The following is a 15565-nucleotide window of genomic DNA, read 5'->3' as shown; positions in this document are numbered from 1 at the left end:
GAACCTGCAAACCAAACAAAAAGGCGCCGGTTGCCCGACGCCTTTTTGAATCACGGCTGCTGAAACGCTCAGTTCATCTGGCTGACGAAGCGGGTTTCCAGATAGGCTTCGACGGCTTCCGAACCACCTTCCGTGCCGTAGCCGGAATCCTTGATGCCACCGAACGGCACTTCCGGAATCGCAAGACCGTTGTGGTTGATGGTCAACATGCCGGCTTCCAGACGCTGGCCGAGCGCGTGTGCGGTCTTGACCGAACCGGTGAAGGCATAAGAAGCAAGGCCGAAGGGCAGGCGGTTGGATTCTTCCAGAGCCTCATCCAGCGTGGAGAACCGGTTGACGATGGCGATCGGGCCGAAGGGCTCTTCGTTCATCATCAGGGTGGAGGTCGGCACATCGGTCAGAACCGTCGGCTCGAAGAAGTGGCCCTTGTTGCCAATGCGCTTGCCGCCCGTCTTCAGAACGGCGCCCTTGGAAACGGCATCCTGAATCATGCCTTCCATGGCCGGGATGCGGCGCTCGTTGGCAAGCGGCCCCATGGTCACGTCAGCCTCGAGGCCATTGCCGACCTTCAGGTTTTCCGCATACTTCACAATGCCGTCGATGAACTGGTCGGCAACGCCATCCTGAATGAGGAAGCGGGTCGGTGCAACGCAGACCTGACCGGCATTGCGGAACTTTGCGGCTGCGGAGACTTCGATGGCTTTTTCCAGATCAGCATCGTTGAAGACGACGACCGGGGCATGACCGCCGAGTTCCATGGTCGCGCGCTTCATGTGCTTTCCGGCAAGGGCCGCCAGATGCTTGCCAACCGGCGTGGAACCCGTGAACGAGATCTTGCGAATGACCGGATGCGGGATGAGGTATTCGGAAATTTCAGCCGGGACACCATAGACCAGACCGACAACACCGGCTGGAATGCCGGCATCCGCAAAGGCGCGGATGAGTTCGGCTGGCGAAGCCGGGGTTTCTTCCGGTGCCTTGACGATGATCGAGCAGCCGACGGACACGGCAGCAGAGAGCTTGCGCACGATCTGGTTGATCGGGAAGTTCCACGGCGTGAAGGCGGCAACCGGGCCAACCGGGAACTTGATCGCCATGTTGGAAACGCCACCGAAACGGGCCGGGATGATCTGGCCATAGGTGCGGCGTGCCTCTTCGGCGAACCAGTCGATGGTATCGGCGGCGTTGTTGATTTCCGCCTTGGACTGAGCAATCGGCTTGCCCTGTTCGCGCGTCATCAGCCAGGCGATGTAATCGATCCGCTGGCGCACAATGTCGGCTGCCTTGCGCATGATCTTCGAGCGCTCGAAGGCTGACGTTTCGCGCCAGACCTTGAAGCCCTTGTCCGCAGCGTCCAGCGCCAGATCGAGGTCAGCCTTTTCCGCGTGCGCGATTTTCCCGATGATTTCCTGCGTTGCCGGATCTTCGACCGGAATCGTCTTGCCGCCGACGGCGTCGCGCCATTCGCCTGCAATGAAGAGCTTTACATCTGGATAGCTATGCATGGTGACCTCGTTTTGAGTTCAGAAAATCGCTGAAATAAGCGACAGGCGCCAAAGGGGCGGCACCCAAGCCCTGGAGGGTTTCGGACCTTCACGTAGGACAATTGGACGCCACAATCAACGCCCCTTGGCAAAAGTAATACTAATAAAAAGGGCGGCGACAGGTCTCCCTGTCTGCCGCCCCTGGCCCCCGCCATTTCAATCAGGTGATCAGAAGAACGCCTGAATGCCTGTCTGGGCACGGCCCAGGATCAGGGCGTGCACGTCGTGCGTGCCTTCATAGGTGTTGACTGTTTCCAGGTTCTGCTCGTGGCGCATGACATGATATTCGATCTGGATGCCGTTGCCGCCGTGCATGTCGCGCGCCTGGCGTGCGATATCCAGAGCCTTGCCGCAGTTGTTGCGCTTGACGATTGAAATCATTTCCGGCGCCATCTTGTGCTCGTCCATCAGGCGGCCAACGCGCAAGCTGGCCTGAAGCCCAAGCGAGATCTCGGTCTGCATGTCGGCAAGCTTCTTCTGGTAAAGCTGCGTGCCAGCCAGCGGCTTGCCAAACTGTTTGCGATCCAGACCATACTGACGTGCGCGCAGCCAGCAGTCTTCGGCAGCCCCCAGAACGCCCCAGGAAATGCCATAGCGTGCACGGTTAAGGCAGCCGAACGGACCCTTGAGGCCGGATACGTTTGGCAAGAGCGCGTCTTCCGAGACCTCGACGCCATCCATTACGATCTCGCCGGTGATCGATGCACGCAGCGAAAGCTTGCCGCCGATCTTTGGCGCGGAAAGACCCTTCATGCCCTTTTCAAGCACGAAGCCGCGGATCTCGTTGTTGTGCGCTTCAGACTTGGCCCAGACGACGAAAACATCGGCGATCGGTGCGTTGGAAATCCACATCTTGGAGCCGCGCAGACGGTATCCGCCTTTGATCTTTTCCGCGCGGGTCTTCATGCCGCCCGGATCGGAACCGGCATCCGGCTCGGTCAGGCCGAAACAGCCGATCAGTTCGCCGGAAACGAGACTGGGCAGATACTTCTTCTTCTGCTCATCCGAACCATAGGCGTAGATCGGGTAGATCACCAGCGAAGACTGCACACTCATCATGGAACGGTAGCCGCTATCGATGCGCTCGACTTCGCGGGCAACCAGACCATAGGCAACATAAGATGCGTTGGCGGCGCCGTATTCTTCCGGCAGGGTCACACCCAGAAGGCCTGTCTGTCCCATCAGGCGGAAGAGTTCCGGCTCGGTTGTTTCGGAGAGGTAGGCTTCCTGAATGCGTGGCAGCAGTTCGGCCTTGCCGAAGGCTGCAGCCGCATCGCGGATCATTCGCTCATCTTCCGTCAACTGGTCGTCCAGCAGGAAGGGATCAGCCCAATTGAATGCGGTGCGGTCGCTCATCGTCAAAACCTCCAGAAAAATGTGGGTGCATAATGAGCAGGCGCGGGATCGGCGTAAAGCGCCGTTTACTCACGTTGATATGAGCTATAGGAATAGGCCATGACCAATCTCAGTCGCAGGCTTCTTCCGTCCACCAGTGCACTGGCCGCATTCGAATCCGTTGCGCGGCTCGGGAGCTTTTCTTCCGCCGCAGACGAGCTTTCCTTGACGCAAGGCGCCATCAGCAGGCAGATTTCAGGTCTCGAAGACCAGCTTGGCATTCTGTTGTTCGAGCGCAGCAGCCGTGGTGTGCAGTTGACGGAAGCAGGCCGCGCCTATGCCAAGGCCATTGGCGCCGCGCTTGCGCAGATCCGCACTGCCTCGCTTCAGGCCATGACGAAACGGCATGGCGACACGTTGAACCTTGCCATGCTGCCGACCTTCGGAACGCGGTGGCTCTTGCCGCGAATACCGCGCTTTGTCAGCGCCCATCCGGAAATCACGCTGAATTTTGCCACCCGCATCGGTATCTTCGATTTCGAGCAGGATGGTCTGGACGTGGCAATCCATATCGGTCAGCCGAACTGGCCCGGAGCAGAATGCACCTTCCTGATGGACGAGATGGTTGCGCCCGTTTGCAGCCCCGACTTCCTTCGGCAAAACCCGGTTTCGAAGCCGGAAGATCTTGCGGGTCTGCCGCTGCTGCACATGGCTTCGCGGCCTGGCGCCTGGACACATTTCTTCGAGGCTGTCGGCGTGCAGGGCGTTCCCGCGCCGGGCATGCGGTTCGAACAGTTTGCCAGTGTGGCGCAAGCCTGCAGCGCAGGACTAGGCGTGGCGTTGATGCCGCTCTTTCTCATAGAGGCGGAACTGCAGGCAGGAACACTGGTAGAAGCCTTCCCTCAGCAGGTCCGAAGCCCAAGCTCCTATTATCTCGTCGCACCGGTTACCCGAATGGACCTGAAGCCTGTGGCGCTGTTTCGGGCATGGCTGATCGAAGAGGTCGGACACTGGCGCAACGAGCCCTTCTACGCGTGAAGGCATATCCCGAGAGATGAGAGAATGACGTCATGAAACCGCACGAGTTCTGGCAGACCATTCATCCGGCTGGCGCGTTTCCGGAAATCGGTCCCCATCAAGACTTCTATCCCGCGCGACTAAAGGACGGGCGGCAGTTACGTCTTCCGATCCGCCCCTTGTCGGACGGCGTGCATGCGCTTGCATCGCTCATTATCAACCAGGCCTCCTTCGAAGTGATCGATGTGCTGGCGGGTCAATTGGCAGACAAGTTGAGAGACGGTGACATCGAGGTCGTCGTAGGGCTTCCGACACTCGGTCTGACGCTTGCTGCGGAAGTCGCCCGCAAACTCGGCCATGCCCGTTATGTGCCCTGTGGGAATTCGCGCAAATTCTGGTACCGGGATGAGCTTTCCGTTCCGATTTCCTCCATCACAACGCCTGATCAGGTGAAGAGGCTTTACCTCGATCCTCGTATGGTGCCGCTGATCGAAGGACGCCGTATTGCTCTGATCGACGATGTCCTGTCCAGCGGAACCTCCATCGCAGCAGGGCTTGCGCTTCTGCAAAAGACCGGTTGCGAACCGGTTGCCATTGGTGCGGCCATGCTGCAGACGCGGCGCTGGGAAGAGGTGCTGAATGCACTCGATGCCCAGTGGACATCGCGTGTTCGCGGTGTTTTGCAAACGCCATTTCTTCGGCGGGTCGCCAACGACGCCTGGATGTAGCCTGCTACTTTTCGCCTTGCGGTCTGCCGCGAAGGATCTAGGATCGCCGCATTCTCGCTCATCTGCATAATCGGAAATGACAATGGAATTAGTCTTCGACGGCCACAACGATGTTCTCTTGCGGCTATGGCGCAACATGCGCAACGGCGCCGATCCTGTCCGTGAATTCATGCAGGGCACGAGAGAGGGGCATATCGATGGCCCCCGCGCGAAAGCGGGTGGTTTGGCCGGTGGACTCTGCGCGATCTACATTCCCTCGGGCGATTTGATTTTGCAGGAGCCGGACGGGCAGGGGCACTATGTCACCCCGCTTGCGGCCCCTTTGGCTCGCCAGCCGTCGCTCGATATTGCCATGGAAAAATTTGCCGTCGCGCTGCAGCTTGATCGCGCCAATGCCTGGCGGATCTGCCGCACGGTGCCGGAAATCCGGGCTGCGATGGACGACGGAATCTTCGCCTGCGTCATGCATATGGAGGGCTGTGAGGCGATCGGTGCCGATCTGGCCGCTCTCGACGTGTTCCATGCGGCGGGCCTGCGCTCGCTGGGACCCGTCTGGAGCCGCCACAACATCTTTGGTCATGGTGTGCCGTTTGCCTATCCCATGTCACCGGATACGGCGCCGGGTCTGACCAATGCAGGCTTTGCTCTGGTGAAGGAATGCGATCGTCTGGGCATCGTCATCGATCTCGCCCACATCACCGAGAAAGGTTTCTGGGATGTGGAGAAGACCTCTGAAAAGCCGCTCGTTGCCAGCCATTCCAATGTTCATGCTCTGACTGAGGTGGCCCGTAACCTGACCGACAAGCAGATGGACGCCATCCGCGAGCGAAAAGGTCTGGTCGGCCTCAACTATGCCGTGACGATGCTGCGGCCGGATGCGCGCGACGATGCCGACACCTCGCTGGATCTCATGGTCAAGCACATTGACTACATGGTCGAGCGCATGGGCATTGATTGCGTGGCGCTTGGTTCAGACTTCGACGGAGCCACTGTTCCACAGGAAATCAATGATGCGGCGGGCAATCAGAAACTGGTTGCGGCCCTCAGAAACGCGGGATACGGTCAGTACGAACTAATAAAGCTTTGCCGTGAAAACTGGTTCAGGATCTTTGCGGAAACCTGGGCTTGAGAGACGGTTAAGTGATTTAAAAAACAATGTTTTAAAGAAATGGGGAACCAGACCATGAACGAGTTCAACCGAAGCCTCCGCCTCCTTGGCACCAGCGCTGCCCTCTCTGTCATGATGCTGTCTGCGCCGCAGGCTTTTGCCGCAACGCCAGCCGATACGCTGGTTGTCGGCTTTGCCATAGACGACATCATCACGCTTGATCCAGGCGAGGCTTTCGAGCTTTCCACAGCCGAAGTGACCGCCAACACTTACGAAAAGCTGGTGATGCTCGATCCGAACGATACATCCAAGGTTGTCGGTCAGCTTGCAGAAAGCTGGAAGATTTCCGACGATGGTCTGACCTATACGTTCAAGCTGAAGCCGAACCTAAAGTTTGCGTCCGGCAATCCGATCACGGCAGAGGACGTGGCCTATTCGTTCGAGCGCGCCGTGAAGCTCGACAAGTCGCCAGCCTTCCTGCTGACGCAGTTCGGTTTGAAGGGTGACAATGTCGCCGAAAAGGCGAAGGCTGCCGATGCCTCGACCTTCGTTCTGACAGTCGACAAGCCCTACGCGCCGAGCTTTGTCCTGAACGTTCTGACGGCCACGGTTGCCTCGGTCGTTGACAAGAAGGTTGTTGCTGCCAAGGCCAAGCCGGTTACGGTAACCGCTGAAGCCAAATGGGATAATGATTTTGGCAACGAGTTCCTGAAGACCGGCTATGCCGGCTCTGGCCCGTTCAAGGTGCTGACCTGGAAGGCGAACGAAGCCGTCGTTCTTGAAGCTAATCCGAATTTTCAGGGCGCAAAGCCCAAGCTGAAGCGTGTCATCTACCGCTACATGAAGGAAAGCGCCTCGCAGCGTCTCGCTCTTGAAAACGGCGATATCGATATCGCCCGTAACCTCGAGCCAAATGATCTGAAGGCGATTGCGTCCAAGTCCACGCTGGCCCAGACGTCTGCTCCAAAGGGCACCGTCTATTACATCGGTCTGAACCAGAAGAACCCGAACCTTGCCAAGCCGGAAGTGGTTGAAGCGTTCAAGTATCTGATGGATTACGATGCGATCGGCGCGACGCTGATCAACGGCATCGGCAAGATCCACCAGACCTTCCTGCCGGAAGGCCAGCTGGGTGCAATCTCTGAAAATCCCTACAAGCTGGATGTTGCCAAGGCCAAGGAACTGCTGGCCAAGGCTGGCCTGAAAGACGGCTTCAAGGTGACGATGGATGTGCGCAATACGCAGCCCGTAACCGGTATTGCGGAAGCCTATCAGCAGACCCTGGCGCAGGCAGGCGTAAAGCTGGAAATCATTCCGGGTGATGGTAAGCAAACACTAACCAAGTACCGCGCTCGCCAGCACGATATGTATATCGGCCAGTGGGGTTCGGACTATTTCGATCCGAACTCGAATGCCGAAACCTTCACGGCCAATCCGGACAATTCGGATGCGGGCAAGAACAAGACGCTCGCATGGCGCAATGCCTGGGATGTGCCGGAACTGACGAAGCAGACGCAGGCTGCACTTCTGGAGAAGGACAGCGCAAAGCGCGCCGAGATCTACCAGAAGCTTCAGAAGGAAGTTCTGGCCAAGGGTCCGTTCGTCATCATCTTCCAGCAGGTGGAAGTGGCGGGCTATTCGGCCAAGCTGAAGGGCTTCAAGCTCGGTCCGAGCTTTGACACCAACTTCGTCCACAACATCTCGAAGGACTAAGGGCCGGTTCCTTGACACTTCCCGAGACGAGCGGAGCGACGCGGCCACGGCGGCGTCGCAACAACCGCAGGTCATGGGCCGTCCTGCGTTTCGCGGTGACGGTTCTGACCACTTTCCTCGGCCTGTTGGCCGTTACCTTTTTCATCGGTCGCGTGGTGCCCATCGATCCGGCGCTCGCCATTGTCGGTGATCGTGCGCCGGCGCATGTGGTGGAGCGAGTTCGCGAGGAACTTGGGCTGAACCTGCCGCTCTGGCAGCAGTTTTTCATCTACCTGAAACAGGTTCTGTCCGGTGATTTCGGCACCTCGGTGCTGACCAGCAATCCGGTGCTGGAGGACATCAAGCGTGTGTTTCCGGCGACCATGGAGCTCGCAACCGTTGGCACCCTGATCGGCGCTCTGTTCGGCGTGCCGCTTGGTGTTCTGGCGGCAGTAAAGCGCGGCAGCATTGTCGATCAGGTGGTGCGTGTCGTAGGGCTTATCGGCTATTCGGTGCCGGTCTTCTGGCTCGCGCTCCTGGCGTTGCTCTTCTTCTACGCGAAGCTGAACTGGGTTGCCTATCCGGGGCGTATCGACGTGGTGTACGAATACACGTTTGTTTCTACGACCGGCTTCTACCTGTTCGATGCCATCATGCAGGGCGAGTGGGAAGTTTTCCGGGATCTTTTCCGGCACATCATCCTGCCATCTGCACTGCTGGGATATTTTTCGCTGGCCTATATCAGCCGCATGACGCGCTCCTTCATGCTGAACGAGCTGGCGCAGGAATATGTCGTTGCGGCTCGGGCGAAGGGGCTTTCGGAAACCCGCATCATTTGGTTCCACGCGCTGCGCAATGCCGCCGTGCCGCTGATTACGGTCATCGCGCTTTCCTATGCAGGCCTGCTGGAAGGGTCGGTTCTGACGGAGACGATCTTCTCCTGGCCGGGACTGGGCCTCTACATCACCAACTCGCTGCAGAACGCGGATATCAACGCCGTGCTGGGTGGCACGCTTGTTGTGGGCGCCGTGTTCGTGACCATCAATCTGTTGTCCGATCTGCTGTACCGGACGCTCGATCCGAGGACGCGCAGCCGATGACGAGCCTTGAGACCACATTGAAACCGTATAGCCGCGAATGGCTGCTTTCCGACCGCCCGACAACCCGCAGGCAGGCGCAGCTTGGTCGCGCCTATGTCGTCTGGCGCCGGTTTTCGGAAAACCGGCTGGCGCTGCTTGGCCTCTTCATCATCATCGCGCTGATCGTGGTGGCGGCCCTGGCGGATGTCATTTCGCCGCATAATCCGGTGGTCGGTGACCTGCGCAATTCACGCCTGCTGCCGCCGGGTTCGGAAGGCTTTCTTCTGGGAACCGACGACCAGGGACGCGATATTCTTTCGCGCCTCATTCATGGTTCGCGGCTGACGTTGATGGTCGTGGTGCTGGTCGCTGTGATTGCCGCACCCATCGGTCTGCTGGTGGGAACGGTTGCCGGTTATGCCGGTGGCTGGATCGATGCCGTTCTCATGCGCATCACCGACATTTTCCTCGCCTTTCCGAAGCTCGTTCTGGCGCTGGCTCTGGTCGCGGCTCTCGGACCGGGAATCGAGAATGCCATTCTGGCAATTGCCGTGACCTCCTGGCCGCCTTACGCCCGCATTGCGCGCGCCGAGACACTGACCTTCCGCAATTCGGAATTCATTTCGGCGGTCAAGCTGATGGGAGCCTCGCCCTTCCGCATCGTGCTTCGGCACGTCATGCCGCTCTGCACATCCTCGCTGATCGTACGTGTGACGCTGGATATGGCAGGCATTATTCTGACGGCCGCCGGTCTTGGGTTCCTCGGCCTCGGTGCACAGCCGCCGCTGCCGGAATGGGGTGCGATGATTGCCTCTGGCCGTCGCTTCATTCTCGACCAGTGGTGGGTTGCGGCCATGCCGGGCTTTGCCATCCTTATCGTCAGCCTTGGTTTCAACTTGCTGGGCGATGGCTTGCGCGATGCACTCGACCCGAAGGAGGCCGGACAATGAGCCCGCTTCTGACCGTGGAGAATTTGCGCGTGAGCTTTCCAACGCGCACCGGCGAAGTGAATGCCGTGCGTGGCGTATCCTTCACGCTTGGACGGGAAAGACTTGGTATCGTCGGCGAATCCGGCTCCGGCAAATCGCAGACCGGTCGCGCCATCATGGGCCTGACGCCGGGACATGCAAAGATCACTGCCGACAGGCTGAACTTCGACGGTGTCGACCTTCTATCCGCCTCCAAACGTCAGCGGCGCGATATGCGCGGCAAGCGCATGGCGATGATCCTGCAGGATCCGAAATATTCGCTAAATCCCGTCATGCCCATCGGCAAGCAGATCATCGAAACGCTGCGGACGCATGAAAGTGTGTCTGGTCGCCAGGCCCGGGATCGGGCGCTTGCCATGCTGGAGGCGGTGCAGATCCGCGATCCCGAACGTGTATTCGATCTTTATCCGCATGAAGTCTCCGGCGGTATGGGTCAGCGCATCATGATTGCCATGATGCTGGTCTGCGGTCCCGAGTTGCTGATTGCGGACGAACCGACATCCGCGCTCGACGTGACTGTGCAGCTGGAGGTGCTCGGCATTCTGGACAAGCTTGTGGCCGAGCGCGGCATGGGTCTGATTTTCGTCAGCCATGATCTGAGGCTGGTGTCCTCCTTCTGCGATCGCGTGCTGGTGATGTATGCTGGCCGCGTGGTGGAGGAGTTGCCATCTGCCAATCTGGCAGCGGCGCAGCATCCCTACACGCGGGGACTGTTGAACTGCCTGCCCACGATCGGCAGCCATAGGCATCCGCTTCCGGTGCTGGAGCGACAGGCGGAGTGGACGCAATGACCGGTACGGCACTTTCCGTTCGCGACATAGTGGTGACATTCGACGAGTTTGTCGCGCTCAACCATGTGACCATGAATGTGAACGAGGGCGAATCTTTCGGGATCGTTGGAGAATCCGGTTCGGGCAAATCGACACTGCTGCGCGCCGTTGCGGGATTGAATGTGTTCGAATCCGGCAGCCTGACGGTTGCTGGTCGCAGCTATTCCGGTTCCCGCCGGGACAAGGAATTCTATCGTACGGTCCAGATGGTGTTTCAGGATCCCTATGGTTCGCTGCATCCGCGCCAGACAGTCGATCGGCTGTTGCTGGAGCCGCTTGCGATCCATGGCTTTTCCGACGTCGATGCCCGCATTGCCCGCGCATTGGATGAGGTGGGGCTCGGCTCCGGCTTCCGGTTCCGCTATTCGCACCAGCTTTCGGGCGGCCAGCGCCAGCGCATTGCCATTGCCCGTGCGCTGATCCTGGAGCCGAAGATCCTGCTTCTGGATGAGCCGACTTCGGCGCTCGATGCCTCCATCCAGGCCGAAATCCTCAACCTGCTGGAGCAGGCGCGCAAGGACCGGAACCTCACCTTCATCATGGTCAGCCACGATCTTGGCGTCATCAGCCATATGTGCGAGCGGCTGGCGGTGATGAAAAAGGGTGAGGTCGTGGAAACAGTTTCTGTCGAGGCTCTGGAAAAGCGCGAGTTTTCGCAAGAGTATACGCGCCAGCTGTTGGTGGCGAGCGAAGGCTTCCGCCGGACGGCTTAAAGCGAGCGCACTCACTTTTGGCGGATGTCCATGCAGCTTCGGGCCCTGATGTATTTCGATGAGGTGGTGCGCACCAATTCCATGCGCGCCGCCGCAGAAAATCTGAATGTGGCGGCAACCGCCGTCAGTCGTCAGATCGAAAATCTCGAACATTATTTCGGCACGCCGCTGGTTGAACGCAGCAGTCGGGGCATCCGTCTGACGGCGGCGGGTGAACTGCTTGCGGCTCGCGCAGGCAAGACATTGCGGGAGCTGGAGCATGTGCATCAGCTGATCGATGACCTCCAGGGGCTCCAGCGTGGGCGGGTGGTGATCTATGCCAACGGGGCTGCGGTCGCGAACCTGCTTGCGCCCGTGCTTGCGCAATTCAGCCTGAAATATCCCAATCTGCGGTTCGAGGTGGCTATCACGACGGCCAGACAGGCCATCGAGGCACTATCGAGCGCCGAGGCCGATCTTGTCGTCACCCTGTTTGCGCCCAAGCTGACAGGGGTCAAGGTGCGGCTTCGTTCGGAAGTGGCCTATGATCTCATCACCTCTGCCAGGCACGCGGCTGCTGGAATGACCGAAATCTCGCTCAAGGATGTGGCTGCGCTCCCTCTGGCGCTGCCCGACAAGAGCTTCGGTGCTCGTCAGGCCTTCGAGGAGCAGTTTGCCAAGGTCGGTGTCGAACTCGACCCGGTTTTCGTCACTGGATCATTGGAGATGTTGAAGGAACTGGTCTTGCGCGAAGCGGCGGTGACGCTTCTGCCGAGGCTGACCATTACGCGCGAAATCGAAATGGGGCTTCTGTCCGCCATTCCGATTTCCGGCGGGCGGGCGGTGAAGACGGCGATTGAGCTCTGCGTCGCGCCTGATCGCCAGCTTTCCTTTGCCGCCGCCAAGCTGGTGGATTTCATCGAGGCTTTTATGCGCGGAGCGGAACCCCGCAAGGCAGGTCAGAAAGCGAAGAGAGATGTGTAGCGATTTCGGCTACACAGAGCACACAAAATTCGCCATTGTGTGTGCGCCTGCGAAATGACAGTATTTTCGCATAAACAGCTCTGCTGCCGCGCTTGAAACGGCGGATGGAGCAAGATCCAGGGGATTTTCAAGCATGTCACGCCTCACGCTTTCCACCTCAACCGGCTTTTCGCGCCGAACCTTCGTCGTTCTTTCATTGGCGGCTGGCGTCGCCCTGGGCGCGCTTGGTTCCGCGCAGGCGGCTCCCAAAACCTCGCTGTCGCTTGGAATGTCGGTGGAGCCATCGGGCCTTGATCCGACGGCTGCCGCACCGGTTGCCATCGGTCAGGTGACGTGGCAGAACATCTTTGAAGGGCTGACGACCATCGACAAGGATGGCAAGGTGCAGCCGCAACTGGCCGAAAGCTGGGTCATTTCGCCGGATGGGCTGAATTATACATTCAAGCTGCGCCAGGGCGTTACTTTCCATAATGGCGAAGTGTTCGATTCCGCCGTTGCAAAATTCTCGATCGATCGCGCGCGGGCTTCCGATTCCGTCAATCCGCAGAAGCGCTATTTCGCCTCGGTCGATAGCGTCGAGACGCCGGATGCAGCGACGCTGGTGGTGAAGCTGAAGAGCCTGACGGGCAATTTCCTCTACTGGCTGGGCTGGCCGTCCTCGGTCATGGTTGCGCCGAAAAGTGCGGCCGACAACAAGACGAACCCGATCGGCACTGGTCCGTTCAAGTTCGTCAGCTGGGCCAAGGGCTCTCAGGTCGAACTGGCAAAGAACCCGGATTACTGGGACAAGGCAGGCACTGCCAAGCTGGAGAAGGTTACCTTCCGCTTCATAGCCGATGCGCAGGCGCAGGCTGCGGCTCTGAAATCCGGTGATCTGGATGCCTTTCCAGAATTTGCAGCACCCGAACTGATGGCAAGCTTCGAGGGTGACAGCAAGCTGACCACCGTGATCGGCAATACGGAGCTGAAGGTCGTGGCTGGCATGAACAATGCCAAGAAGCCTTTCGATGACAAGCGCGTGCGCCAGGCCCTCATGATGGCGGTAGACCGACAGGCGCTGATCGATGGGGCGTGGTCCGGCTTCGGCACGGCCATCGGCAGCCATTATACGCCGAACGATCGTGGCTTCGTGGATTTGACGAAGACCTACCCTTACGATCCGGAAAAGGCACGCAAGCTTCTGGCAGAAGCCGGCTTCGCCAGCGGACTGAGCTTCACGATCAAGGCGCCGCAAATGGCCTATGCGCAACGCAGTTCGCAGATGTTGCAGGCCATGTTTGCCGATGTGGGGGTAACGCTGAACATCGAAACCACCGAGTTTCCGGCAAAATGGGTGGCCGATGTGTTCAAGGGCGGCAACTACGACATGACCATCGTGGCACATGCCGAACCGATGGACATCGATATCTATGCGCGTGACCCCTACTACTTCAATTACAAGAACCCGGCCTTCAACGAGGTTCTGAAAAAAGTAGACGCCACCGCCGATGCCAGCGAACAGGCGAAACTCTATGGCGAGGCGCAGAAGATCCTGGCAGAGGATGTGCCGGCCCTCTACCTCTTCGTGATGCCGAAGCTTGGCGTGTGGAACAAGAACCTCAAGGGGCTCTGGGAAAACGAACCGATCCCATCCAACGTGCTGGCCCAGGTTGAATGGTCGCAGTAACCGGCTGAGAGGCGGCGGAACGTCAGCAGAGTTTCTGCCGCTTTCAAAATCCATTGCATGCCTGAAACAGGCGTTTCATCCTTCGCTTTCCCGGAAAGCCTGAAGGGACAGGATATGGTTGCCCTCATCGTCCGCCGCATCGCCGGTCTTGTGGTTACTCTTCTGATCGTCTCGGCGCTGATTTTTCTCGTCATGGATCTTCTGCCAGGCGACCCGGCGTCTGTCATGCTGGGAACCTCGGCCACGCCGGAAACGCTGGCTGCGCTTCAGAAACAGATGGGCCTCGATCAGCCGCTTCTGGTGCGCTACGGGATCTGGCTGGGGCAGGCCCTACGCGGCGATTTCGGAACGTCCTACACCTACAGCGTTCCGGTCGCGGGTTTGATTGCGGAACGGTTGGCGGTGACGGTGCCGCTGGCCCTGCTTGCGGTATTTCTCTCCGTCAGCCTTGCACTGCCGCTTGGCGTCATCTCTGCGGGAAAGCGCAACAGTGGGCTGGACTATATCGTGGGCGTTGTCTCGCAACTCTTCATCGCCGTTCCGGGCTTTTGGGTCGGCCTGTTGTTGATCCTCCTCTTTTCAGTTTCGCTCGGCTGGATGCCCGCGGGCGGATTTCCGGGCTGGAGTGCGGGTTTCTGGATATCCCTCAAGGCGCTTCTGTTGCCTGCCATCGCGCTCGCTCTGCCGCAGGCGGGCGTGCTGACACGGGTTACCCGCACCTCCGTTCTTGAGGTCATGTCCGAGGATTATGTTCGCACTGCCCGCTCCAAAGGCTTGTCGGAAAGGACTGCGCTCTGGCTGCATGCAGTGCCGAACGCCATGGTGCCTGTCGTCACCATTCTGGGACTGCAATTCACCTTTCTCATTGCGGGGGCCGTGCTGGTGGAAAACGTGTTCAACCTGCCGGGTCTTGGGCGGCTTGCCTATCAGGCGCTTTCCCAGCGAGACGTGGTGGTGATGCAGAATGTGATCCTGTTCTTCGCCGGTCTGGTGATCGTCATGAACTTCCTCGTCGACATGCTCTATCTCTTCATCGACCCGCGATTGCGGGCAGGAGCGCGCTGATGCGACAGATCCTGCGCCGCCCGACGCTTCTCGCCGGTCTCATTATCACGGCTTTGCTCGTCTTTATCGCACTGCTGTCACTTGTCTGGACGCCGTTTGCGCCCACGAAGATGCAGATCGTGCACAAACTGAAGCCGCCGCTGGCGCACGGTCTTTTGGGCACGGACCAGTTCGGGCGCGACATGGCATCCATGCTGATGGTGGGAGCCTGGAACTCGCTTTCGACCTCGTTCCTTGCAGTGGCGATCGGAGCGACGCTCGGCACCCTGGTGGGGGTTACGGTCGCTGCGATCCGGGGGCTGACGGAAACGGTGGTGATGCGCGCCTGCGACATCATCTTTTCCATTCCGCCGATTCTTTCAGCCATGCTGTTCGGTGCCTTCATCGGGGCAGGGCGGTTCACGGCGATCATTGCGATTGCGGTCTTCATGGTTCCCGTGTTTGCCCGTGTCACCTTGAGCGCTGCGCGGCAGATCTGGACGCGTGACTATGTCATGGCCGCCGTCAGCATGGGGCGCAATCGCGCCAAGATCACCTATGTGCATGTGCTGCCGAACATCACCAACCAGATCCTGGTTCAAGTCACCATCCAGCTCGGTCTTGCGATCCTGACGGAAGCGGGCCTCAGTTTTCTGGGTCTGGGTATGCCGCCACCGACGCCCACCTGGGGCCGCATGCTTTCGGATTCGCAGACCTTCATGGGGCAGGCGCCATGGCTTGCGCTTCTTCCCGGTAGCGCCATTGCGCTGGCGGTGCTCGGCCTCAACATGCTGGGCGATGGCCTTCGTGATCTTCTCGACCCGCGCGACAATGTTTGACGAAACAGTGAAAAGACA

Annotated in this window: 14 protein-coding genes; 12 read left to right on the top strand and 2 right to left on the bottom strand. The window is 59.2% G+C overall.

What is annotated here, in order from left to right; genetic code table 11:
• Window positions 1-68: 68 nt before the first annotated feature.
• Window positions 69-1505, bottom strand: coding sequence for an NAD-dependent succinate-semialdehyde dehydrogenase (locus tag MUU53_RS05125; RefSeq protein WP_247259922.1), 1437 nt, complete (start codon window positions 1503-1505; stop codon window positions 69-71).
• 207 nt (window positions 1506-1712) lie between these two features.
• On the bottom strand, window positions 1713-2900 hold the full coding sequence (locus tag MUU53_RS05120) for an acyl-CoA dehydrogenase (RefSeq protein ID WP_247259921.1): 1188 nt from the start codon (window positions 2898-2900) through the stop codon (window positions 1713-1715).
• A gap of 99 nt (window positions 2901-2999) precedes the next feature.
• On the opposite strand from MUU53_RS05120, the gene MUU53_RS05115 reads away from it, so the two are divergent.
• From MUU53_RS05115 to MUU53_RS05060, 12 genes are all read left to right on the top strand, one after another.
• Window positions 3000-3917 carry a LysR family transcriptional regulator gene (locus MUU53_RS05115; RefSeq protein ID WP_247259920.1) on the top strand — a complete coding sequence of 306 codons (918 nt, stop codon included), beginning with the start codon at window positions 3000-3002 and terminating at the stop codon, window positions 3915-3917.
• A 32-nt stretch (window positions 3918-3949) separates the two neighbouring features.
• Window positions 3950-4624 (top strand): phosphoribosyltransferase, encoded by a 675-nt coding sequence (locus tag MUU53_RS05110; protein ID WP_247259919.1) that lies wholly within the window; start codon window positions 3950-3952, stop codon window positions 4622-4624.
• 82 nt (window positions 4625-4706) lie between these two features.
• The gene (locus MUU53_RS05105; protein ID WP_247259918.1) at window positions 4707-5753 is read left to right on the top strand and encodes a dipeptidase; all 1047 of its coding nucleotides are present in this window, start codon (window positions 4707-4709) and stop codon (window positions 5751-5753) included.
• Between the two features lie 54 nt (window positions 5754-5807).
• Window positions 5808-7445: an ABC transporter substrate-binding protein gene (locus MUU53_RS05100; RefSeq protein ID WP_247259917.1), complete on the top strand. Its 1638-nt coding sequence runs from the start codon at window positions 5808-5810 to the stop codon at window positions 7443-7445.
• A gap of 11 nt (window positions 7446-7456) precedes the next feature.
• Window positions 7457-8524: an ABC transporter permease gene (locus tag MUU53_RS05095; protein ID WP_247259916.1), complete on the top strand. Its 1068-nt coding sequence runs from the start codon at window positions 7457-7459 to the stop codon at window positions 8522-8524.
• Window positions 8521-9453, top strand: coding sequence for an ABC transporter permease (locus tag MUU53_RS05090; protein ID WP_247259915.1), 933 nt, complete (start codon window positions 8521-8523; stop codon window positions 9451-9453). The genes MUU53_RS05095 and MUU53_RS05090 overlap by 4 nt, the downstream gene beginning before the upstream one ends.
• On the top strand, window positions 9450-10283 hold the full coding sequence (locus tag MUU53_RS05085; RefSeq protein ID WP_247259914.1) for an ABC transporter ATP-binding protein: 834 nt from the start codon (window positions 9450-9452) through the stop codon (window positions 10281-10283). The genes MUU53_RS05090 and MUU53_RS05085 overlap by 4 nt, the downstream gene beginning before the upstream one ends.
• A complete protein-coding gene (locus MUU53_RS05080) occupies window positions 10280-11035 on the top strand; it encodes an ABC transporter ATP-binding protein (protein WP_247259913.1) in 756 nt (251 codons plus the stop codon). The genes MUU53_RS05085 and MUU53_RS05080 overlap by 4 nt, the downstream gene beginning before the upstream one ends.
• A gap of 30 nt (window positions 11036-11065) precedes the next feature.
• Window positions 11066-11998, top strand: coding sequence for a LysR family transcriptional regulator (locus MUU53_RS05075; protein WP_247259912.1), 933 nt, complete (start codon window positions 11066-11068; stop codon window positions 11996-11998).
• A 133-nt stretch (window positions 11999-12131) separates the two neighbouring features.
• Complete coding sequence (locus tag MUU53_RS05070) at window positions 12132-13664, top strand: ABC transporter substrate-binding protein (RefSeq protein ID WP_247259911.1); 1533 nt, start codon at window positions 12132-12134, stop codon at window positions 13662-13664.
• A 114-nt stretch (window positions 13665-13778) separates the two neighbouring features.
• On the top strand, window positions 13779-14729 hold the full coding sequence (locus tag MUU53_RS05065) for an ABC transporter permease (RefSeq protein WP_247259959.1): 951 nt from the start codon (window positions 13779-13781) through the stop codon (window positions 14727-14729).
• Window positions 14729-15547, top strand: a complete 819-nt coding sequence (locus tag MUU53_RS05060) for an ABC transporter permease (RefSeq protein ID WP_247259910.1) — start codon at window positions 14729-14731, stop codon at window positions 15545-15547. The genes MUU53_RS05065 and MUU53_RS05060 overlap by 1 nt, the downstream gene beginning before the upstream one ends.
• The last annotated feature ends 18 nt before the right edge of the window (window positions 15548-15565 follow it).

Source organism: Affinirhizobium lemnae, from assembly GCF_022968395.1.
GTDB classification, from domain to species: domain Bacteria; phylum Pseudomonadota; class Alphaproteobacteria; order Rhizobiales; family Rhizobiaceae; genus Neorhizobium; species Neorhizobium lemnae.
This window is presented reverse-complemented; position numbering and strand designations above follow the sequence as displayed.